This is a genomic window from Trichocoleus sp. DQ-U1, from assembly GCF_039961925.1.
GTDB lineage: Bacteria > Cyanobacteriota > Cyanobacteriia > Cyanobacteriales > FACHB-T130 > FACHB-T130.
Map to the genome: position 1 here is coordinate 24,952 of NZ_JAMPKB010000040.1, position 20,532 is coordinate 45,483.

19 protein-coding genes are annotated in these 20,532 nt (G+C 46.0%); 9 read left to right on the plus strand and 10 right to left on the minus strand.

The window, feature by feature from the left end; all coding sequences use genetic code 11:
* Positions 1 to 111: 111 nt before the first annotated feature.
* Positions 112 to 1,281, minus strand: coding sequence for a DUF4331 domain-containing protein (locus NDI34_RS17245; protein WP_348233290.1), 1,170 nt, complete (start codon positions 1,279 to 1,281; stop codon positions 112 to 114).
* A 472-nt stretch (positions 1,282 to 1,753) separates the two neighbouring features.
* Positions 1,754 to 2,491 carry a DVUA0089 family protein gene (locus NDI34_RS17250; RefSeq protein WP_348233276.1) on the minus strand — a complete coding sequence of 246 codons (738 nt, stop codon included), beginning with the start codon at positions 2,489 to 2,491 and terminating at the stop codon, positions 1,754 to 1,756.
* Positions 2,492 to 2,863: 372 nt separating this feature from the next.
* Between NDI34_RS17250 and NDI34_RS17255 the strand changes: the two genes are divergently transcribed.
* The 3 genes from NDI34_RS17255 to NDI34_RS17265 all read left to right on the plus strand — a co-directional run bounded on the left by NDI34_RS17255 (position 2,864) and on the right by NDI34_RS17265 (position 7,001).
* Positions 2,864 to 4,561: an RNase A-like domain-containing protein gene (locus NDI34_RS17255; RefSeq protein WP_348233277.1), complete on the plus strand. Its 1,698-nt coding sequence runs from the start codon at positions 2,864 to 2,866 to the stop codon at positions 4,559 to 4,561.
* 15 nt (positions 4,562 to 4,576) lie between these two features.
* A complete protein-coding gene (locus NDI34_RS17260; protein ID WP_348233278.1) occupies positions 4,577 to 4,888 on the plus strand; it encodes a hypothetical protein in 312 nt (103 codons plus the stop codon).
* Positions 4,889 to 5,186: 298 nt separating this feature from the next.
* Positions 5,187 to 7,001 carry an ABC transporter ATP-binding protein gene (locus NDI34_RS17265; RefSeq protein ID WP_348233279.1) on the plus strand — a complete coding sequence of 605 codons (1,815 nt, stop codon included), beginning with the start codon at positions 5,187 to 5,189 and terminating at the stop codon, positions 6,999 to 7,001.
* Positions 7,002 to 7,117: 116 nt separating this feature from the next.
* Here NDI34_RS17265 and NDI34_RS17270 read toward each other — a convergent pair whose 3' ends face one another.
* Positions 7,118 to 7,600, minus strand: coding sequence for a pentapeptide repeat-containing protein (locus tag NDI34_RS17270; protein WP_348233291.1), 483 nt, complete (start codon positions 7,598 to 7,600; stop codon positions 7,118 to 7,120).
* A 141-nt stretch (positions 7,601 to 7,741) separates the two neighbouring features.
* On the opposite strand from NDI34_RS17270, the gene NDI34_RS17275 reads away from it, so the two are divergent.
* Positions 7,742 to 8,140 carry a DUF4112 domain-containing protein gene (locus NDI34_RS17275; RefSeq protein WP_190411506.1) on the plus strand — a complete coding sequence of 133 codons (399 nt, stop codon included), beginning with the start codon at positions 7,742 to 7,744 and terminating at the stop codon, positions 8,138 to 8,140.
* Positions 8,141 to 8,192: 52 nt separating this feature from the next.
* On the opposite strand, the gene NDI34_RS17280 is transcribed toward NDI34_RS17275, so the two are convergent.
* A complete protein-coding gene (locus tag NDI34_RS17280) occupies positions 8,193 to 8,612 on the minus strand; it encodes a peptidylprolyl isomerase (RefSeq protein ID WP_190411505.1) in 420 nt (139 codons plus the stop codon).
* Between the two features lie 267 nt (positions 8,613 to 8,879).
* On the opposite strand from NDI34_RS17280, the gene NDI34_RS17285 reads away from it, so the two are divergent.
* A complete protein-coding gene (locus tag NDI34_RS17285) occupies positions 8,880 to 9,437 on the plus strand; it encodes a Uma2 family endonuclease (protein WP_348233280.1) in 558 nt (185 codons plus the stop codon).
* 21 nt (positions 9,438 to 9,458) lie between these two features.
* On the opposite strand, the gene NDI34_RS17290 is transcribed toward NDI34_RS17285, so the two are convergent.
* Positions 9,459 to 10,418, minus strand: a complete 960-nt coding sequence (locus NDI34_RS17290; protein ID WP_190985706.1) for a site-specific DNA-methyltransferase — start codon at positions 10,416 to 10,418, stop codon at positions 9,459 to 9,461.
* Positions 10,419 to 10,544: 126 nt separating this feature from the next.
* Between NDI34_RS17290 and NDI34_RS17295 the strand changes: the two genes are divergently transcribed.
* Complete coding sequence (locus NDI34_RS17295; protein WP_348233281.1) at positions 10,545 to 10,997, plus strand: hypothetical protein; 453 nt, start codon at positions 10,545 to 10,547, stop codon at positions 10,995 to 10,997.
* Between the two features lie 30 nt (positions 10,998 to 11,027).
* On the opposite strand, the gene NDI34_RS17300 is transcribed toward NDI34_RS17295, so the two are convergent.
* A complete protein-coding gene (locus tag NDI34_RS17300) occupies positions 11,028 to 11,654 on the minus strand; it encodes a TenA family transcriptional regulator (protein WP_348233282.1) in 627 nt (208 codons plus the stop codon).
* 269 nt (positions 11,655 to 11,923) lie between these two features.
* Between NDI34_RS17300 and NDI34_RS17305 the strand changes: the two genes are divergently transcribed.
* Positions 11,924 to 15,070 (plus strand): MFS transporter, encoded by a 3,147-nt coding sequence (locus NDI34_RS17305; RefSeq protein ID WP_348233283.1) that lies wholly within the window; start codon positions 11,924 to 11,926, stop codon positions 15,068 to 15,070.
* A gap of 106 nt (positions 15,071 to 15,176) precedes the next feature.
* On the opposite strand, the gene NDI34_RS17310 is transcribed toward NDI34_RS17305, so the two are convergent.
* The gene (locus tag NDI34_RS17310; RefSeq protein ID WP_190429356.1) at positions 15,177 to 15,458 is read right to left on the minus strand and encodes a hypothetical protein; all 282 of its coding nucleotides are present in this window, start codon (positions 15,456 to 15,458) and stop codon (positions 15,177 to 15,179) included.
* Between the two features lie 30 nt (positions 15,459 to 15,488).
* A complete protein-coding gene (locus NDI34_RS17315; protein ID WP_277878365.1) occupies positions 15,489 to 15,614 on the minus strand; it encodes a hypothetical protein in 126 nt (41 codons plus the stop codon).
* Between the two features lie 57 nt (positions 15,615 to 15,671).
* Here NDI34_RS17315 and NDI34_RS17320 point away from each other — a divergent pair, with 57 nt between their 5' ends.
* Together NDI34_RS17320 and NDI34_RS17325 are read left to right on the plus strand one after the other, a co-directional pair.
* Positions 15,672 to 16,229: a Uma2 family endonuclease gene (locus NDI34_RS17320; protein WP_190411498.1), complete on the plus strand. Its 558-nt coding sequence runs from the start codon at positions 15,672 to 15,674 to the stop codon at positions 16,227 to 16,229.
* A gap of 42 nt (positions 16,230 to 16,271) precedes the next feature.
* On the plus strand, positions 16,272 to 17,396 hold the full coding sequence (locus NDI34_RS17325) for a THUMP domain-containing protein (protein ID WP_190684410.1): 1,125 nt from the start codon (positions 16,272 to 16,274) through the stop codon (positions 17,394 to 17,396).
* A gap of 52 nt (positions 17,397 to 17,448) precedes the next feature.
* On the opposite strand, the gene NDI34_RS17330 is transcribed toward NDI34_RS17325, so the two are convergent.
* Together NDI34_RS17330 and NDI34_RS17335 are read right to left on the minus strand one after the other, a co-directional pair.
* Positions 17,449 to 19,389, minus strand: a complete 1,941-nt coding sequence (locus NDI34_RS17330) for an ABC-F family ATP-binding cassette domain-containing protein (RefSeq protein WP_190433239.1) — start codon at positions 19,387 to 19,389, stop codon at positions 17,449 to 17,451.
* A gap of 255 nt (positions 19,390 to 19,644) precedes the next feature.
* Positions 19,645 to 20,502 (minus strand): prohibitin family protein, encoded by an 858-nt coding sequence (locus NDI34_RS17335; protein ID WP_190675075.1) that lies wholly within the window; start codon positions 20,500 to 20,502, stop codon positions 19,645 to 19,647.
* Positions 20,503 to 20,532: the final 30 nt, after the last annotated feature.

The window sequence follows — 20,532 nt, forward strand, 5'->3', positions numbered from 1 at the left end:
CGTAAAAAAGATTGATTGGGCTTCCCTCTCCTCTTGGGAGAGGGTTAGGGAGAGGTGAGAAGGAGGTTAGATTTTCATCACTGATAATGTACGCAGTTCATCACTCCTGACCTAGTTGGGGAGAGCCAAATAGGGGAATGCGGGTTGTAACGGCTTGTGTCCTTGTGCTGGATTACCCGGTGCGCCGTCGTAGGACACGTTATCACTCGTAACTTTCCCCTCGGTGACGACGCTTAAGGTAATGTCGATGACATCATCTTTTATCAAGCGACCCCGAATCGGGCTACCTTTGGCATTCAGGGCGTTGGCGTATCCGCTGGGTCCCCTAGTGTCGATTCGCATCACGTCTGGTAGAAAGGCACCCAACAAGGCGTTCGCTCGTTGCTCGGTATTCCCAAAAGCTAGCAGCGTCTTTTTCGCTTCTCCGACGATTGGCCCTGCGATATTCGCAGCCGGTTGTTGACCCGCCAAAGCAGCAGCTTCAAAACCAGGACTGACGGTGTTTAGGGCGTTCAGGAAGTCGTTTGTGACGACTAGACCCTCGTTGATCGCCGGTCGAGCTAGTCGCTCAAACTGAGTAAATTTGCCGTTTGCTCCGGGCACTGAAATTGTTTCCCAGACATCAAAAGTGGTTGCGGAGGTCGAGCCTTGTAAGAATTTAATCGGTACTCGGACTGCGATCGCGTTGACGTTGTATCCTTTGGTAAAATCAATAGCTTGTTCGGGTGGACGGAACCCAGAAACTGCGGGACCGATGCCAAGAAAAGCAGCGCGAACCCGGAAATATTGCTCAACGTCGAAGAAGAATGGATCTTCCCGCAGTCCAGCAAATACGGCTAAGTTAGCGCCACCGCCGGATACCTGATTAACAATTGGCGGCGCACTGGGGTTAGGATTTAGCGGCGTGGTGCGGAGGTTCTTGGTTTGGAGAACAATTGCACCGTCCCGGATGGCGGTCATCGTAATGGTTTGTTGGCGATTTGCATCCGGTGGGCTAAAGGTGAATTGCAGAACCACGTCTTCCTTACCCGTGGGAGTGGCGTCATTATTCCCCACCCGCGACACTTTGAACTCGTACTTCGCTCTGGTACTAAAGTAATACTGCTGACGCGCTAGCGATCGCGGGTTCGTATTCATAATCAAGACCAGGTCGTTTTGAGACGCATTCGGGTTCTGATCTTTTTCCCGGAATACAAACAGGTCAGTTAAATTAAGATTACGTCCCTTAGCATCTACCTCACCATCATCATGGTCAGAAGCTTTGAGATAGAGAGGTGTCATCCCAGCGAACAAAGCTAATCCTATAACAAGTACGCCCAATCCGATTGGGTTTCTTAAACCAAAGCGACGCGAAGGTTTTTTACGGGAAGTCGCAATTTTGTTGAGAGGAGCCGCAGTTTCTTTCACAGGAACACAAGTTTTTTGCTTCATTTCAGTTTTTCCTAAAGATGTATCCATTCAGTCACTGCTTGGTGCGGAATGGGAATGTTGAGGTTCTTTTGAATCGCTTGGATTAAAAGAAGTACGACTCAGAGCTGTTTATGGATTCTTCCGAAAGTTAAAAATTGATTTTTAACTTGTTTGGCGATTTCATTTCCACTAGATATTCGCTTTTTCCCTAACCTCTGCATTGAGGAAATCGCAATTATCAAAAATACAGGGATAAAACAAATTACTGTTGTTTTATTGGCGTCCCACGAATAAAGGCGCGATTGCACCTTTCCTCAATAACCAACTAGAGAATGCTGGAAACTCAGTTAGTGAATTTTTGCTTCTTTCTGTTGTTTTTTAGCTGAGAAACTGCGCCTAAAGTACCCAAAGCTAAAATGCCTAATGTTGCAGACGGTTCGGGAATGCTTGCAGTGCTACTTTCAGCGCTAGTTGTAACTCCGGTTAGCGCGATCGCGTAGCGTCCACTGGTAGCGCTTGTACCTGTAAAGCCGCTCAAGGAAAGATTTCCACCCGAACCCGTCGGTTCTAAAACTCCATCTGCTCCAGCCGAGAAAATTTTCCCAGATGCACTTACAGGATCGTAACCAGAGCTGGCAATGGCTAAATAGTAAATACCAGATTCAGTAGGAGAAAAACCACCTGATGATAGAACTGATTGTGAATTTAAGCCGGGGATATCGTCATTTCCATACATGCCCTTACCAGCCGCATCAAACAAGAATAACTGCGGATCTTCAAGCAGCTCTGTCGGGGCACCTAAAACATTATCAACTGGTAGTCCTACTATCGTATCCAGGCTAAGTGTTGTCGCCGAGAATGTCTGTCCTCCTGTCAGAAAAACTTGGAATAAGTCAGCATCATTATTAGAAAGTGCCCCAGTAATAAACTCTAGTATTTGCGACCCTGATGGGATAATTTTGGCTGTATTTAGAGTCTTCCCAGCATCACTTTTCTCTGTGAAGGTGGCAGCTTGGGCATGAGCTGATGATAACCCTGTAACCAGTACCGATATTGCTGCTATCTGCGCTAGTTTTTTCATTGGCGACTTCTACCTCAGTGGAATCGGAAGGATTCCCTTTTTGATTTTTTTGACTAAAAGAAATACGGCGGTGAATTGGTTATGGATTGTTTTGCAGCTCTATGTATGTCTTGAGATAGAGAAGAAAACTAGAAGCGCAAGTCAAAGAAAAGCAAAATCCAGCAGGCACTTCTCGCTCTTGGTTCCGAAAAACGCCTTGGAATTCCTGTTGAGCCTGTCTACTTGACTCATCCATAAAATCGTTTTAAAAATCTATCTTGGGAAAGATGAAAAAAAAGATTGGGCAGCAAGATTGGTGGAATCCTGGGAAGCAATCTGCCAAATTGAAGAGAAAGCGATCGCAAGTGCAAAAATTACAAGAGGGCTGAGTCAATGAGTGAAATAGCGCCGACCCAGACTAAAGCTTCATCAACACCAGTTCCCACTTCCACGTCCGCACAGCCTGAGTTTTTGCGATCGCGTCCTTTCGCGGACAATAGCGCAGCCGCACCATCCAACGCCACAGCAGCCCAAGCGACATCCGAACCGCCCCCGGACTGGCAAACCCAGCTAGAAAGAGCTTCTCGGTATGGCTTTGACTTCAATCAGGTGAAGATATCTGGCGCTCCACCGCCCTTTGTGCAGCGGAAACTCGTCATCGGCACTCCCAGCAATGAATACGAGCAAGAAGCCAATCCAATGGCAGAACAGGTGATGGCAATGCCGGAAACTGCCAATCCTCAGTTACAAAGGAAACTTTTTGGGAATGCGATCGCCCAAAACATTCAGCGTTCTTCTCACACAGCAGCGGTGTTTCCTGAATCCAACCTCTTCACCAAAAGAATTACCCCAATTGTGCAATGCCAAACCAAGGAAGCAGGGTGGGTGAGACCCAACCCCTTACTCGCCAGAATGGCCTCGGTCATCCAACAGGAAGCGTCAGCAGAAGAGGAAGTGCTAGAGCAAATAAAGCCAGCGGCTACCTCAATTACGTCGAGCCTCCAACGGAAAGCTTCTGAGGCAAAAGAGAAGCCGCTACAACAGATGAAGCCTCTGGCAGCTTCTTCAGTCATTCCGGTGATCCAACGCCAGCCTCAGAACAAGGATGACTCTAAATCCTTCTTTGGACACGCAGGTGACTTCTTTAGTGGACTATACGAGGGCGGAAAGGACACTGTAACTGGTATCGGCTCAATGGCAAAAGGAGCATGGAATTTGACTGGCGGTTGGCTAACTAACCCGGCAGCCTCTCAAGGCACGTGGAATCATCTCAAGTCAACAACTCAAGCAGTGGTCAATAATCCGTCGCTCGTCTGGGAGGGGATTAAAGCTCCCTATGTCGAAGCTTGGGAAAATGGTCGTCCAGGAGAGGCTATTGGTCGGGGAACTTTTGAAGCCATCTCCATGTTGGTTGGAACTAAAGGTGTAGATAAGCTTGCCAAGGGAAGCAAGGCTGCAAAAGCTGCAAATGTGGCAGACAAGGTTGGCGATGTCGGTAAAGTTACGGACAAAGTGGAAGATTTAGGCAAGGTCGGCGATAAGGTCGATGATGCAGCGAGGGTATCAACGGAAGTTGGCGATGCGGCGAAGGTAGTTGAGGCTCCCATATTTGAAGAAGGAGCGCATACCCAGCTTTCGCAACCAGGCGGACTAATGGCAACTGAAGGAAAACAAATTCCTGTACCTATGAAGAACGGTCAGTATGGTCCTGAGGCACTCGGACCTAAAGCTCACCCTCTGAAAGAACATGGTCCGGGGAAGGATCTGGCTGAAGTGGAAAAAAGGCTTCATGATAACCCAAACATGAAGCAGGCAACAAAGTTTACAGACCGCGCCACGATGGAAACGGCAATTGGCAAAACTATCGATGCTAAGAAAGCCGAAATCGAAGCTTGGCTGAAAACAAATCCACCTGCGGGAGTCAATAAGTCATTTGACCACTCTCCCGGATTGGGAAATTTAGGTCAGGGGTATTATCGCTCTCCTACAGGTACAGTAGAAGCAATACCAACTGAGTTACATAATGTCAGGGTTGTTCTCAAGTCAGATGGTAAGGGTGGTTATGTTATTCAGACAGCGTTTCCTCAGTAAAAAAGTGCAGCAGACATGAGTTGGCAAATAACTTTAAAAGACATTCTTAGTGGATATTTTTCAGATCAGTCAGTTGAAGAGGGTGTCACAGAGATGATTTTTGTAACTGCCCACAATCCTGACTATCATCAGTCATATTTTTCAGCGATAAAAGTAGGAATGGAAGCAGCATCGCGGGGAGAAACTGAGGTGTTTGATATTGTCAGTTCTGAATGCTATGTAAAAGATATTGCGGATGTGCAGAAATTTCTAGAAAAACTCTGTAGTGAGTATATGGCTCAGTATGAAGCGGCAACTAGCGACAATGTCTCTGAACCTACAAACTGACAATGAATATATTGGTAGTTAGAATGTAAAAACGCTCGCATTGATAAGCTTTGTCATCGTACTTTTCTTCACACTCAAGAACAGCCAGACGCTTTAGTTCTGACGTAAAGGTTCCGCTGCAAACCATCCGCGAGATCGAGAGAGCTATCTCAGCCATCTGATAGCAGGATGGCAAGGGCAGCACGGTCAAAGACTTCACTATAGCGATCGCCCCTGCTATCAGAGAGTCGTGGGATGTCAGATGGATAATTGTTACAGTGGTTAAAATCTGGTGTAACTATCGTCGCGTACTCTCATTTTGTCCCGTAAAAAATCCCGCAATCAAATCCAAAGCAGCCAAAAGGCGCATCCCCTCAAGCGTCTGATTGACTATGGACGCAACTATCGTGCCCAAATTTGGCAGGCGACAGTTTGCTCAATTCTCAATAAAATCTTTGACTTAGCCCCACCCGCCTTGATCGGTGCAGCGGTGGATGTGGTGGTGAAGCAACAAGACTCAGCGATCGCTCAATTTGGCGTCAAAGATATTTTTTGGCAACTCCTGATCCTCAGCTTCCTCAGCTTCATCATCTGGGGGCTGGAGTCTATCTTTGAGTACGCCTATGCCCTGCTTTGGCGCAATCTAGCCCAGGATATTGAACACGACTTGCGCCTCAATGCCTACAGCCATATCCAAGAACTGGAACTGGCTTATTTTGAAGAGCGCAGCACTGGCGGTTTGATGTCTATCCTAAATGACGATATCAATCAGCTGGAACGCTTTTTGGATCGAGGCGCGAATGAAATCCTCCAAGTAGCGACAACGGTTGTAATTATTGGTGGTGCCTTCTTTATTCTGGCTCCCAGCGTGGCTTGGATGGCGATGCTGCCAATGCCGTTTGTGCTGTGGGGTTCGATTGTCTTTCAGCATCGCCTTGCCCCCCGCTATGCTGAGATTCGGGAAAAAGTCAGTCTGCTCAACAGTCGCCTCTCGAATAATTTGAGCGGAATGACGACGATTAAAAGCTTTGTCACGGAAGACTATGAAGCGAGCAGGATGGCAGTCGAAAGTGAGGCTTATCGACAAAGTAACCGGAGAGCGATCGCCCTCTCGTCTGCTTTTGTCCCTTTGATTCGCATCATTATTTTAGTCGGATTCACGGCAACACTGTTAATCGGCGGGATGGACGCCGCTGCTGGTAGATTGTCTGTGGGCACTTACAGTGTATTGGTATTTCTAACCCAGCGGTTGCTCTGGCCTTTGACGAGATTGGGAGAAACGCTCGATCAATATCAACGGGCAATGGCTTCTACAAATCGGGTGATGAATCTGCTGGATACACCGATTGCGATTCATTCGGGACACATTTCCTTACCCGTCGCTTCAGTGCGGGGTGAAATGGAATTAAAAGATGTCACTTTTGCCTACAATGGGCGAAATCCAGTCATTCAAAATCTCTCTTTACACATTCCCGCAGGTAAAACAATCGCCATTGTCGGTTCTACTGGATCGGGCAAGAGTACCTTAGTGAAACTGTTGCTGAGGTTGTATGAAATTCAGTCTGGAACCATTACACTCGATGGGATTGATTTACGCGATTTGAAGTTAAGAGATTTGCGTTCCTGTATTGGTTTAGTCAGTCAGGATGTCTTCTTATTTCACGGCACGGTGAAAGAAAATATCGCCTACGGCAGTCCTGATGCGACTGAAGCTGAGGTAATAGAAGCAGCTAAAATTGCTGAGGCTCAAGACTTTATCATGCAACTTCCCCAAGGCTACGACACGATTGTGGGTGAGCGGGGACAAAAGTTGTCAGGTGGGCAAAGACAGCGGATTGCGATCGCGCGTGCCGTTTTGAAAGATCCGCCGATTCTGATTCTGGATGAAGCCACCTCCGCCGTAGACAATGAGACAGAAGCAGCCATTCAGCGATCGCTAGAACGAATTACCGTCAATCGCACCACGATAGCGATCGCTCATCGCCTCTCCACCGTCCGGAATGCTGATTGTATCTATGTGATGGAACAAGGCTTCTTAGTAGAGCAAGGACGACACGAACAACTATTAGAAGACCAAGGAATTTATGCCAGCCTTTGGAAAGTGCAGACAGGGATCAAAAACGGCAAAAATTAGCAATTAGATTTAAAATAAATGGCACTAAATTAAGCTGTCTGCTGGGTTTCACTATCGTTCAACCCAACGCTCTACAGCGGTTGCTAAACATCCAAAACTCGGATGAGCCGCCGGTGCTAATTAAACCTAGCACCGAGACTTTTTAGGTTTCTGCGCTGCTGCTCCGTTAACCCAATTCCTTTTCCAAAATTGCAATCTTCTACCACCGCACCTGACCATATTGTCTCATTAAGAGTTGCACCCCTCAAATCCGCATTTCTCAAATCTGCTCCAGTGAAATTGGCAAATAAAAGGTCGGCTTCTAATAAACTGCTTCCCCTCAAATTTGCCCCCAATAAATTACCCCGGATAAAGTTAACGCCATCTAACTTCAAGTTAGATAAATCCGCTCCCCTAAGATTCGGGAACTTCACGCGACTTGTATCTCTAAAAAAATGCATTACGCAAGCTACATTTGCTTCTGTTAATGGCATTTTAGTTAAAAAATCAGCATAACGCGCTATCCCCAAGTCTTTGAGACTCTGCAAACGTTTTTGGGGATTTTGTGCCAGAAATTGAGTGCAAATAAAAAGAAGGTCTTGCGTTGGGGAGTTCAGCATGGCTTCAGATAAAGGAATCTTAAAATTAAACATCTCTGACTTTAGGCAGACAGTTCCACTAACTTTAGGATGATTCCAGAAAAGAAATTTTCCTTCTCACGGTATAAGATGCAGCGGATTCCTCGTGCAAAAATTAGAAATATGAACACACTTGAACGTCTCGAAAATCTCAACCACATCCGCAGACTTAGCCGCCTGATGGATAATGCAATCCGAATCCCAGGCATCGGCTTTCGTATTGGTTTAGACCCAATTATTGGTCTGATTCCAGGTGCCGGAGATATCATCAGCACCGGGTTTTCGGCTTACATCATCTATTTAGCCGCCCGCTTCGGCTTACCGCGTGAAATCCTACAAAAGATGATATTTAATATTGCCTTAGAAGCCACAGTCGGCTCGGTGCCTTTGGTGGGAGACTTGTTCGATGCATACTACAAGTCAAATATCCGTAACTTGGCGCTTTTAGAGCAACATCTTCAGGTAGCTGAACCCGAACTGAATGAAGTTACCCCTCTTCAGACTGTAACGAGCATCAATTGATAGTAACGAAGCCGGAAGGAAGCGCTTCCTTCCGGCTAAAAAGCCATTTAGACTATCGTTCAATCTTGACAGAAAGAATTTTGTCTCCCTGACGAATCGCATTGACTACATTCATGTCTTCAGTTTTACCAAAAACTGTGTGTTGTCCGTCTAAATGGGGTTGAGGAGCGTGACAGATAAAGAATTGACTTCCACCCGTATTGCGCCCCGCATGAGCCATTGATAAACTTCCTGCCTGATGCTTATTGGGGTTAATTTCACAGTTGATTTTGTAACCTGGACCACCTGTTCCCGTTCCCTGCGGACAGCCGCCCTGAATCATAAAGTTAGGGATGACTCGGTGGAAATTAAGACCGTCGTAAAACCCTTTTTCAGATAAGTCAACAAAATTTTTCACCGTGTTCGGTGCATCTTTGTCAAACAGCTCCAAATTGATTGTGCCTTTGTCGGTTTCCATAATCGCGCGAGTCATAGTTTCTCCTTTTCTAATCCCTTCGGATGATTGATTGATGTGGCTAGGAATATGCCACAAACAAACTATAGTAGAACAAAAACACTCTATCTTTACTTTATCTAATTTTAAAACTGTAATCCTTTGACGCTGCTACAGATTTACTGTTCTGACGCATCTAGCTCGAAGCATATAGCACAAGTGGTACGCTCTATGCGAGCGTCACCTAGCCATCAAAAGCTTTTGTATAATAAGTTTATTTATCACCTGCTTAGGTAGCTTAGGGTCATGGTAGGCACTGGAACCAAGCTCACACTACAAGACTTTCTGGCTTTGCCAGAAGGGGATGTAATCTATGAATTTATAGATGGTCAGGTAGTGCCTAAAGTGTCTCCAAAATACTTTCATTCAACTGTACAGTTTGCTTTGATGGTTCTGATTCGTGCCTGGTGCAAAGGGCGTGGACGAGTTGTTCAAGAGTGGGCGGTGCTGTTGAAACGGAATGGTCAGGATTGGGCACCTGTACCTGATGTAACGTACATCTCTTATGAACGGCTACCCGCTAGTGGGAAGCGTAACGAAGCCTGTCCTGTGGCTCCTGAACTGGCAATTGAGATTATTTCCCCAGACCAAACTTTAAAAGAATTTGAAGACAAGGCTAAGGACTACTTTGATACTGGTGTGTTACGAGTTTGGATTGTAGATCCTGAAGCCATAAGTATTAGAGTCTTTTCTCCAGATAAAACAAGTCAACTCTACACTGATAGCGCACCAATTATAGATTCATTATTTCCTGGATTGGAAATCACACCAAAACAGGTTTTTGAAGAAGCAGAAGTACTTTAATTTTAAGTAGCGATCGCTAAACTAAGAAATATTGCTTATTTCGGGCTTTGCCACCAGTTTTTTAAATAGCGCTGAAGCTGCCTCAATACTTTGGTTATCCTCTAAAAATCTGAAAGCAGAAGCAGCTAAATAAGACGGATTTTGCTCAAAAGCAATCCAACGCCGTCGCAAAGCCTCAGCCGCCGCGCCAGTCGTATTCGATCCAGCAAAAATATCGAGGACTGTATCTCCTGGATCGGTGAGGAAGTTAATAAAAAACCTCGGCAGTTTTTGCGGAAACCGCGCCGGATGTGCAGCAATTCCAACGGCTTTGCAAAGTTGAATGTATCGAGAATTGCTTTCACTATTAGGAATTTGCAACAAGTTGGAGGGAATGGCACCGCCGTTATTAGTAGCAAAACCCGATCCAATATCGTGACCTGAAGGACGTGCTTTGGGTTTATAGTATTTTTCAGGATTCTCGTGTAGCTTTTTCATTCGTTCCGAATAAGGAACAAGTACGTTACTCACATTCGCTTTAGGATAGTCAGTTTTTGACAACCACCAGACAGTATTGACAGAATCCTTCGCGCGGATCTTACGTTTATTCACCCATTCAATCGGCGAAGGTAACTTAGAAGGGTTGTGCCAAAAAAACTCCTCAGCTAAGCGAAAATCTAGCTGATCGCAGAGTTTAATTAAAATCCGGTAATTGTAGAGCGATCGCACTGGACGTTTACTTTGATAAGCACCACCCAGATCGATGACAAAACTTCCCTGCGGTGATAATACGCGATGCACTTTTCGACAGAAGGCAAATAGCCAATCGATATAGGCTTCTTGCTCAACATTTCCATAACTTTTTTCGCGTAGCAAAGCAAATGGAGGAGAGGTCATTACTAGATCGATTGAGTCAGATTCAAGGCAGTCTAGCAATTCAAGCGAATCACCAATATAGGCAGCGCCGTAATTTGTAGCGTACAAAGGTTTCTTTAGATTCATCGCTGCCATTTTTCACGAATACTTTCAAAACAAATTGTATAATTAAATCAATTATCAGCAAATACAAGCTCTTTATAGCTTGTATTACGTTATAAATAACATAGGCGTAAAGTAAGAGGTCACAATATGAACAGAGATAATCCAAAAAAGGGAAATAATCAGGAGAAAAATATTGCCTCTCCTTCACCTAGCGAACCAAAACAGGTTCCTCACACGATTGATATAGATGGGAAGCGTCCAATCGCGCCAGATAATATTCAGATTGAAGACACTCTTGACGTAGATGGACACCGACCGATTACCTCTAGTAATCTTCAGTTTGAGGACACCCTTGACGTAGATGGACACCGACCGATTGATCCAAGCGATATTCAGGTTCGTGAAACCGTGGACATTGATGGAAAGCGCCCAATTACTTCAAATGATTTTCAAGTTCAGGGCACTGTTGACGTAGATGGGCACCGTCCAATTGGCTCTAGCAATCTTCGGATTGATGAGACAATGCATATAGCTGGAAACCGCCCAGTTGCTTCAAATAATCCGGACGATCTTGATATTACAAACGATTACATGGATTAGCCTTTATAGGCTTCTTTTTACCCTTTTCATCTACCGTGCTGCATTAAAAGCCATCTGCCAGAAATCCTGCTCTAATTCAGCCACCTTTAAAAAGGCTTCTTCGGCTTGATGCTGAACGGTTTCTGACGCAGTTTGCAGCACTTCATCTGCTTGCTGTTCCAAGAGTTTTACATATTCCGTAAAACCTGGATTTCCCCAGCGGTCGGCAAACTCAGCATAGGGATCTGGCATGACTCCTGGTAATTGCCAACCTTGATTGTAAGCAAGCTCAATTGCCCATAGTGCTGTCGCTTGAACTGGGTGTGGCATTGCCGAAAGACTGTGCATATAATCACAGTATTTTGTGCAAGTTGGTTGTTTTTGGGTATTGAGATTCAATTGTCGTTGAGAGGCTTTTGCTTTGAACCAGTTGAGTTCCTCTTTCAGTGCGACTAATCCACTCAGAATGACATCAAAATGAGCGGGCGGCGCAACTGCCAAAATTTGTGCCACCATCCGTGTGAACTCTACTACAAAAAGATAATCTTGTACCAGCCAGGTGTTAAATTGCTGCGGCTGAATGGTTCCTAATTTGCACTGCACTAGGAAAGGATGCACCGTTGCTTGGTGCCAAACTTGAGTATGTTTTTGAAGAAGTTGTTGACAGCTTAAGGTCATCTCTATTTTAGATTGTGGATTCGCAGTTTATTGAGATATTGAGTATTAATACTTAATTTTAGTAGGTTTTAGCGATCGCCTTTTTGTTTAATTTCTTAACTTTAGACCGAGCTAATTTTCAGACTTTAGAGAGAGTTATTCTCCACGGTTTTTTATCCACATTGAGTATAGAGCGTTAACGATACAACGTTACAAAACTATAAGCAAAAGTGTACTTACAACGCAACCTCTCATAGAGGTAATCTTTCGACTTTGAAGGCGTAAATACCATGTTTCAAAGTGTAAAAATGATGCTGGATTTGTCCAGCACACAATTTTGTCTTGCCAAAGTTCCAGTGGCTCCGAGTGGGATTCAAGCCGCGAATACCCCCATAAAAGAGGCAACACTTGTTTTTTCAAGCCCACAGTTTTTTGTTGCCTTGATTGCCGGAGTATTAATGGCGTTTGCTTTCCAATTTTTGTTAACCAATTTCTCAATTGCTGCTGGGATTTCATCCGCAGAGAATCCCTTAGATGCGGATGATGATGATACAGAGACTTGGGGCGAAAAAGTTCGTAGCATTGAATCTAAGGTAGGAATTTGGACATTATTGACGGTCAATATTGCCATATTCATTGCTTGTTTTCTGGCGGTGAAGCTGACTCTGATTAGCAGCGTCATTTTGGGTGCAATCACTGGCGTCGTGATTTGGTCAGCTTATTTTTTGCTGCTCCTTTGGGTGAGTTCTACGGCGGTGGGTTCCTTAGTTGGTTCGGTCGTGAACACTGCGGGTTCAGGGATGCAAGGGGTGATGGCTACAGCCAGCACTGCGCTTGGTGGGAGTGCGATAAATAGGCAGATTGTTTCTACTGCTGAAGCATCCGCCGCCGCCGTTCGCCGGGAATTGAGTTCGTCTCTCGATCCGGATAGCTTGCGAGAAACAATTAAGGATTACTTTACAGATTTGCAACTGCCAAAGCTAGACATCAATAAGGTTCGCAGCGACGTAGAAAAGTTACTTAGCGATGTTGATGTGAAATCTATTGCGGGGAATGACGTTTTACACAATGTCAATCGCCAGACTTTTGTGGATTTAGTGAGTAGCCGTAGTGATTTCTCTAAGCAGGATGTTAATCGGATTGCGGAGCAATTGGAAGTTGTTTGGCAGAAGGTATTAGGTCAACAACAGCCAACACAAACAGATCCGCAGGTTGAATTACTCAACTTTCTGAAACAAGCCGCTCCAGAGGAGTTGAAATCTAATGAGCTTTCTGCCAAGCTTTCTCAACTTGTTGGAGTTGGACAAGGCAAATCAGAGCGCAGTCATGGCAATGGCTTGATGGAACACTCCATGCAGTTGGGTGTAACTGCGTTACTGGGAGAAGTCATGAAGCGAACGGATCTCTCCGATTTAGATGTGGAAAAAATTTCCAGCCAGTTGCAACATTTGAAAGAGCAAGCAACTGAACAAGCTAAAACGGTTGGGACAAAAGTTGCCGATAAGGTGCCTGCGCCATCTTTTAGCACGATTAAGGCAGATGTAGAAAACTACCTGCTAAATTCCAAACCTTGGCACTTGAACCGAGAAACGATTAAGCAGGAATTTAGAGAAGTTATTTACGATTCGGACGCAGCTCCTGGAAAAGTTCGGCAGCAGATCGAGCAATTGAATCGGGACTATTTTGTGAGGGTGCTGGAAGCACGGGGTACTTTCACCTCGGAGCAAGTCGCGGATATTGCCGAGCAGATGGATAGTATTCGGCAGGAAGTTTTTGAAACCGTCCAGGGTGCGGAATCTCAAGAACAGTCGCAAGACCTTCGCGATCGCGTCGAACATTATCTGCACTCGACGGGGAAGGAAGAACTAAACCCAGAAGGCATTGAGCGCGATTTCAAAGCACTTCTAGAAGATCCGGATGCTGGAATTGATGCTTTAAGCGATCGCTTATCGCAATTTGACCGCGATACTTTAGTACAACTCCTCTCTCAACGGGAAGACTTGAGTCAAGAGGAAGCCGATCAACTCATCGGTCAGTTGGAAAGTACGCGCGATCGCGTCTTGTCTCAAGCGCAAGAATTGCAAGACCGCGCCAAATCTGAAGCGGAAGGGCTGTGGCAAAGGGTAGAATCCTATCTGCGCGAGACTCACAAAGAAGAACTGAATCCTGAAGACATCAAGCGAGAGTTGCAAACGCTTCTCAATGACCCTCAGGCAGGACTTGCCGCACTCCGGACGCGACTTTCTCACTTTGACCGCGATACGCTGGTGCAATTGCTCAAGGGACGGGGCGATTTGAGCGAAGAACAGATCGATGGAACAATCCATCAGATCGAATCAGTGCGAGAGACTATTCTGCACGCACCGCAACAATTAGCCGGTCAAGCGAAGGATCGCTACGACCAAGTGACGAACCAGATTGCTGAGTATCTGCGAAACACCAACCTGGAAGAACTCAATCCGCAAGGCATCCAGCAGGATTTGGCAAAACTCCTGAATGACCCGAAAGAGGGAAGTTTGGCCCTGAGAGAACGGCTGTCTCACGTCGATCGGGAAACCTTGGTGAAGCTGTTGAGTCAACGAGAAGACTTGAGCGAAGAGCAAGTCAATCGGGCAATCGATCGGGTGCAAGAGGCGATTCACAGCATTGTCAAAGCCCCGCGCCGCTTGGCAACCCGTGCCAGAGACACGGTTCGGAATTTCCAAACCGATTTGGAAGATTACCTGCGGAACACTGACAAAGAAGAACTCAACCCGGAAGGCATCAAACGCGAGTTGCAATTAATGCTCAACGATCCACAAGCCGGGTGGAAGAATATTCGCGATCGCTTCTCTCATTTCGACCGTTCCACCTTTGTTTCACTCCTATCGCAACGGGAGGATATCTCAGAGGAGGAAGCTAACCGGATTGTCGATCAAATTGAATCGGTTCGCCATCAGTTTGTCGAACAAGCGCAGAATGCCCAGCATAAAGTGCAATCGGTGCTTGACGGAGTTTTTGGCAAGATTCGCAATTACTTCAACTCCCTGGAGCGTCCAGAACTCAATTACGAGGGTATTAAGCGCGACTTCCGGAAACTCTTTGACGATCCGCAAGCTGGATTTGACGCGATGCGCGATCGCCTCTCGCAATTTGACCGGGACACTTTGGTGGCTCTGTTGAGTTCTCGCGAGGATATTTCCCAAGCGGATGCCAACCGACTCATCGACCAGATTGAAGGGGTGCGCGAGAGTACGATCCAACGCGCTGAACGCTTCCAGCAGGAAACGAAACGACGCATCAAAGACCTCAAGCGCAAAGCGAAGCAGCAAGCGGAGGAAACCCGAAAATCTGCTGCAACCGCTGCCTGGTGGCTCTTTGGAACCGCGCTAACTTCTGTCGCCACCGCAGCGATCGCTGGAGTCGTCGCTGTATCCGGTTTCGCTTTCTTTAGCTAAAGCTTTAACGATTTCCAAGCAAATTAAGCCTCCTTTTCAGGAGGCTTTTTCTTATATTTTGCATCCGGCTCAATACTTTCTCTGGAAAAGCTTGAGATTTCCCAAGTCATCGCCGCCGGTTTGTTCGATTGATCAAACCGAGAGCGGCTGCCAAGAGAGCTGAGCCGATAATTGACCAGATAATCGGGAAGGATTTCCCTCCAATATTGAGGGCAAATATCACCGGAAGATTAAACTCTTTGGCTACCCACAATCCAATGTATGCACCGATAATCCCGACAATTATCGAGAGTAGACAGCCCCCTGCCGAGTAACCCACTAACGCTTGCCCAGTGCCGCCGCAGAATGCAGCAATGACCAACAATACCAGAAACTCGATCGGCGTCATTGTTCCTCCAGTACAGGAGTGATGGAACTGCTAATAGGTTCGCACAACTCGGTGCTTTTTCAGGAAAGTTGTGAATTCAGAGCGATCGCTCTCTAAAATCTCATTCATGGCTTGCTCCGACTCCAGCCAACCGGCAACTTCCAGATTTAAACTCAAGGGGAGCGCTTTTGTACCATAGATTTATTAGCCCATCCACTTGGATAACTTATAGTCATGGTAGGCACCGGAACCAAACTCACATTACAGGAATTTCTAGCTTTACCTGAAGGAGATGTAACCTATGAGTTTGTAGATGGTCAGGCAGTGCCTAAAGTGTCTCCTAAGCTTTTTCATTCTGTACTACAGTCAGCTTTGTGGGTTCTCATTGGTGCCTGGTGTAAAGGACGAGGACGAGTTGTTCAAGAATGGGCAGTGCTGTTGAAACGTCATGGTCAAGACTGGGCACCTATACCCGATTTGACTTACATTTCTTACCAACTCCTACCCGCGAGTTGGAAGCGTAACGAAGCCTGTCCTGTCCCTCCCGAACTGGTAATCGAGATTATTTCCCCAGACCAAACCCTGAAAGAATTTGAAAATAAAGCGAAAGACTACTTTGACGCTGGTATTTTAAGAGTCTGGGTTGTAGATCCTGAAGCGATGAATATCCGGGTATTTTTCCCAGATGGATCGAGTCAAGTCTACACAGATACGATGCCCATTGTGGATACCCTGCTTCTAGGTTTGGAACTAACACCCAGACAGATTTTTGAACAAGCAGAACTGATTTAATGGTTCCACTGTTACAGATGTATAGATGCGATCGCTCTCATGATGAATCACTACTTTGCCACAGTTGCCCGTGGTCTAGAACCTATTGCTGCTGCTGAACTGGAACGTTTAGGGGCAAAGGAAGTCCGTCCTGATTTCACTGGAGTGCATTTTGTTGGCGATAAAGCAATGCTATACCGGGTGAATCTCTGGGCAAGGACAATTTTTCGAGTCCTAGTCCCCATCCATGAATTTGCCTGCTATGACGCCCAGATGCTCTACCGGGAGGTGCAAAAAATCTCCTGGCTTGACTATCTACATCCCAACAACACCCTAGCTGTGGACTGTACAGGAGGCAATCAAAAACTTAACCACACCCACTTCACGGCTTTACAAGTTAAAAACGCCATCGTAGACCAACAGCGTGACAAATCAGGTCACAGGTCTAGCGTTGATACCGAAAATCCAGATGTGCGGATTAATGTCCACATCCATCAAGACCGTTGTATTTTAAGTTTAGACAGTTCGGGTACCAGTCTCCACCGCCGGGGATATCGACCCGCAATGGGGCTGGCTCCGCTTAAGGAGACTCTAGCGGCTGCTATCCTCGACATGGCAGAGTGGGATGCGAATCTTCCCTTTTTAGACCCGCTCTGTGGCTCTGGAACTCTCCCCTTAGAAGCGGCTTTAAAAGCTTTGAATATTGCCCCCGGATTGTTTCGGGAAAAGTTTGGCTTTTTCAGCTGGCTGGACTTTGACGAACAGCTGTGGGACGAGATATGGGCGGAAGCCGAAAACAGCGAAATCTCAGACTTAAAAGCACCAATTTGGGGGAGCGACAAAGACCCTGATATCCTAAGCCAAGCTCACACGAATGCCCAACGGTGCGGCATTGCAGATAAGCTAACGTTTACGCAAACCGAATTATCCCAATTGGAAGCACCCGCAGACAGCGGCGTTCTCATCTGTAATCCCCCCTACGGAGAACGTCTGGGAGATGAGAGAGAATTGGGCGAACTCTACAAAATGCTCGGTGATGTTTTCAAACAACGCTTCAAAGGTTGGACTGCCTTTGTTTTGACCGGAAACAAAGAGTTATCAAAAAGAGTAGGACTCAAAACATCTCGTCGCATTCCTGTTTATAACGGTTCTTTAGCGTGTACCTTGCTCAAGTACGAATTGTATTAGAAATTAAAGCCAGCGGAAGAATCGAAAGCATTCATCTTTCTCCCCGATTCTGTTAAGACTCAATCTCAGCGAGTTCCATCCAGCGTTCAGTCGCAGCATCAATAGCCTGAGTTAAAGTTTCCACCTTTTGATAGAGTTCCCCAACTTGGGCGACTTTGCCAGGAGCCGCATTATAAAGCGCTTTCTCTGCCTCAGCTTTTTCGGTTTCCAATTGAGCAATCTTGCTTTCAAGTTTCTCAAACTCGCGCTTTTCCCAAGTTGAAAGCCTACGCCGTTTGTTGTTATTGTTACTAGAGGGTTGTGGCTCTGCTGGACGTACTTGGGGCTGCACTGACTTTGAGCTATCCTTAGCATTGGCAGCTTCGCGCAATGCTGCTTCTTCTTCGGCTTTCTTGTAGTCTAAGTAAACTGAGTAATTACCTGGATATTGGCGCAGATTGCCACCCTCTTCAAAGGAAAATATTTTGTCTACGGCGCGGTCGAGGAAGTAGCGATCGTGGGAGACACAAATCATACAGCCGGGGAAATCTTCTAGATAGTCTTCTAAGACCGCTAAGGTTTGAACATCTAAGTCATTGGTTGGTTCATCAAGAATGAGAACATTAGGCGCACTCATCAAAACGCGCAACAGAAATAGGCGACGTTTTTCCCCACCAGAAAGTTTATGAATCGGGGCATATTGTTGATTGCCAGGGAATAGAAAACGCTCCAACATTTGGGAAGCCGTAATCTGAGTGCCATCGGCAATTTTGAGATATTCTCCAACTTCTTTAATGTAGTCAATCACTCGCAAATTTTCATTCAATGCAACGAGTAATTCTTCAGAGTGTTGGTTAAAATAGCCAATGTGAATGGTAGAGCCAATCTCAACGCTTCCAGAATCCGGTTGAACGCGCCCAGTGATAATATCCATCAAAGTCGATTTGCCTGCACCATTGCCACCGATGATGCCGATACGATCTTCGGGACTAAATTCATAGGTGAAATCTTTGATTAAGGTGCGTCCATCGTAGGCTTTAGAGATATTCATTAAATCAATAACTTTTTTGCCAATCCGACGACTCAGAGTGGAAATATCGACTTTGCCCTGAGTCTGTTTGAACTCAGTTGCTTGCATCTCGTGGACACGATCGATCCGAGCTTTCTGCTTGGTACTCCGGGCTTTTGGCCCTCGCTTCAACCATTCCAATTCTCGGCGAAGTACTCCCTGATGTTTGCGCTGACTGCTGACAGCAGACTCTTCAGCGAGGGCTTTTTTCTCTAAATAGTAGGAATAGTTACCCGCGTAAGTGTAGAGATCGCCTCGGTCGATTTCAAGAATTCGGTTGGTGACGCGATCGAGAAAATAGCGATCGTGAGTGATGAGCAGAATTGCTCCTCGATAGCGGTTCAAATAGCTTTGTAACCACTCAACAGATAGGGCATCTAGATGGTTAGTTGGTTCATCCATCAGCAACACTTCGGGTTCTGAAAGCAAAGCGGTTGCCAAAGCAATTCGCTTGCGATAGCCGCCGGATAGAGTAGCAATTTTGGCGTTAAAATCTTCAATTCCTAGCTTGGTGAGGATGATTTTGGCATTTGTCTCCAGTTCCCAAGCACCAGTAGCATCCATGCGTTGCATGACCGTAGAGAAGCGGGACATGAGCTGGCTATCTTCTCGATTGTGAGCCAGTTTGTCTGACAGTTCTTCATATTCGCGGACAAGGGACATTTGCTCCCCGCTATCGGCAAAGACTTGCTCTAGAACGGTGAGATTTTCATCTAAGTCGGGTTGCTGAGGTAAGTAAACAATCCGTACTCCTGAGTTGACTAAAAGTTGACCGCCATCAATCGGTTCTAGTCCGGCTATCATCTTCAACAGCGTTGATTTTCCAGAGCCGTTGGTGCCGATTAGTCCGACTTTATCTGTGGGATCTAGGCTAAAGTTGGCATCTTTTAAAATTTCTTTGATACCAAAGTCTTTTTTAACTGATTGCAGTGTAAATATGCTCATATCATTCTCAACTTTGTTTGGAGGGAGTAGGTGTTGCCCGTGAGTTGCCTAAATAGAGGGCGAAGCATTTGGGAGCGGAATTTCTTGGAGTGTGTTTGGGTTTATCCCCCGAATGCTTCGCCCCTACAAAACCATCTATGTAGGGGCGAAGCATGAGCATAACTGAGCGTAACGATGTGTTAGCTGGCAACCCTTAATTTTATTCGCTCATGGTTCGCCTTCTTAATTCTGAAGAGGCGAATCTACCCCCTAAAACTATTGAGGGGCAGTTGCATCCTGAAGATTACCCAGGTTGAAGAGGAATGGGATACTGCTATTAGAGTCACCACCCGTGACGAGAACTTTTGGCATTTGGGAACCTCCTTGTCTCCACGCTTCGATCGCTTCTTTCTGAAGAACTAGCCCACCCCCTTGTTGCTTTAAGGTTTCAGCTAGGAGTCGTTGAGCCTCAGCTCTACCTTTAGCACGATTGATGTCTGCTTGGGCTTCTTGTTCAGCTTCTTGCGCCACATAGACTGCTCGTTGTGCCCGCTGTTCGGCGATTTGTTTTTCTTCAACTGCTCTCGCAAACTCTGGGGAGAAAGTTAGGTCAACGACACTAGTATCTAGCACGATAATTCCGTACTTATCTAACCGTTGACCCAAGGCAGTATCAAAGTCTTGTTTCAGTTCCTCTCTTTTAGTAATTGCTTCTTCAACAGTTCGTCTAGCCGCTGCTACTTTAAAGGATTCCTGAGTCTGCGGTGCAATAATTTTTGACACGATATTTTCTAAGGTTCCTTGTTTCCTTCTCACTTCAACGACTTGGGTAGGATCGAGGCGAAAGTTGATGGCAAATCTAGCAGTGAGATCCTGTAGATCCTTGGTAGAACTCTGTGCCGGAACTTCAAATTTTTGCACGGTCAAATCATAGATGTCTACGACTGATATCAGTGGTGGTTTGAGGTGGATGCCCTCTAGCACGGCTCCATCCCTCGCTTTCCCTAAGATGCTGATGACTCCTGCCTGACCTGGGTTAACAATTACAAAAGAATTGAGACTAATGAAGAGGACTAAGGCAGTGATAATCCCTAGAATTGATAATTGTAAATTCTGCGCGTACTGATTTTTCAAGAGCCGATCTCCTTTTGTTTTGGTGTGACT

What these genes read in the sequence shown, in the direction of transcription:
- NDI34_RS17245 (WP_348233290.1), bottom strand. Translation starts at nt 1,281, where the DNA reads ATGACACCTCTCTATCTCAAAGCTTCTGACCATGATGATGGTGAGGTA.
- NDI34_RS17250 (WP_348233276.1), bottom strand. Translation starts at nt 2,491, where the DNA reads ATGAAAAAACTAGCGCAGATAGCAGCAATATCGGTACTGGTTACAGGG.
- NDI34_RS17255 (WP_348233277.1), top strand. Translation starts at nt 2,864, where the DNA reads ATGAGTGAAATAGCGCCGACCCAGACTAAAGCTTCATCAACACCAGTT.
- NDI34_RS17260 (WP_348233278.1), top strand. Translation starts at nt 4,577, where the DNA reads ATGAGTTGGCAAATAACTTTAAAAGACATTCTTAGTGGATATTTTTCA.
- NDI34_RS17270 (WP_348233291.1), bottom strand. Translation starts at nt 7,600, where the DNA reads ATGCTGAACTCCCCAACGCAAGACCTTCTTTTTATTTGCACTCAATTT.
- NDI34_RS17275 (WP_190411506.1), top strand. Translation starts at nt 7,742, where the DNA reads ATGAACACACTTGAACGTCTCGAAAATCTCAACCACATCCGCAGACTT.
- NDI34_RS17280 (WP_190411505.1), bottom strand. Translation starts at nt 8,612, where the DNA reads ATGACTCGCGCGATTATGGAAACCGACAAAGGCACAATCAATTTGGAG.
- NDI34_RS17285 (WP_348233280.1), top strand. Translation starts at nt 8,880, where the DNA reads ATGGTAGGCACTGGAACCAAGCTCACACTACAAGACTTTCTGGCTTTG.
- NDI34_RS17290 (WP_190985706.1), bottom strand. Translation starts at nt 10,418, where the DNA reads ATGAATCTAAAGAAACCTTTGTACGCTACAAATTACGGCGCTGCCTAT.
- NDI34_RS17295 (WP_348233281.1), top strand. Translation starts at nt 10,545, where the DNA reads ATGAACAGAGATAATCCAAAAAAGGGAAATAATCAGGAGAAAAATATT.
- NDI34_RS17300 (WP_348233282.1), bottom strand. Translation starts at nt 11,654, where the DNA reads ATGACCTTAAGCTGTCAACAACTTCTTCAAAAACATACTCAAGTTTGG.
- NDI34_RS17305 (WP_348233283.1), top strand. Translation starts at nt 11,924, where the DNA reads ATGTTTCAAAGTGTAAAAATGATGCTGGATTTGTCCAGCACACAATTT.
- NDI34_RS17310 (WP_190429356.1), bottom strand. Translation starts at nt 15,458, where the DNA reads ATGACGCCGATCGAGTTTCTGGTATTGTTGGTCATTGCTGCATTCTGC.
- NDI34_RS17320 (WP_190411498.1), top strand. Translation starts at nt 15,672, where the DNA reads ATGGTAGGCACCGGAACCAAACTCACATTACAGGAATTTCTAGCTTTA.
- NDI34_RS17325 (WP_190684410.1), top strand. Translation starts at nt 16,272, where the DNA reads ATGAATCACTACTTTGCCACAGTTGCCCGTGGTCTAGAACCTATTGCT.
- NDI34_RS17330 (WP_190433239.1), bottom strand. Translation starts at nt 19,389, where the DNA reads ATGAGCATATTTACACTGCAATCAGTTAAAAAAGACTTTGGTATCAAA.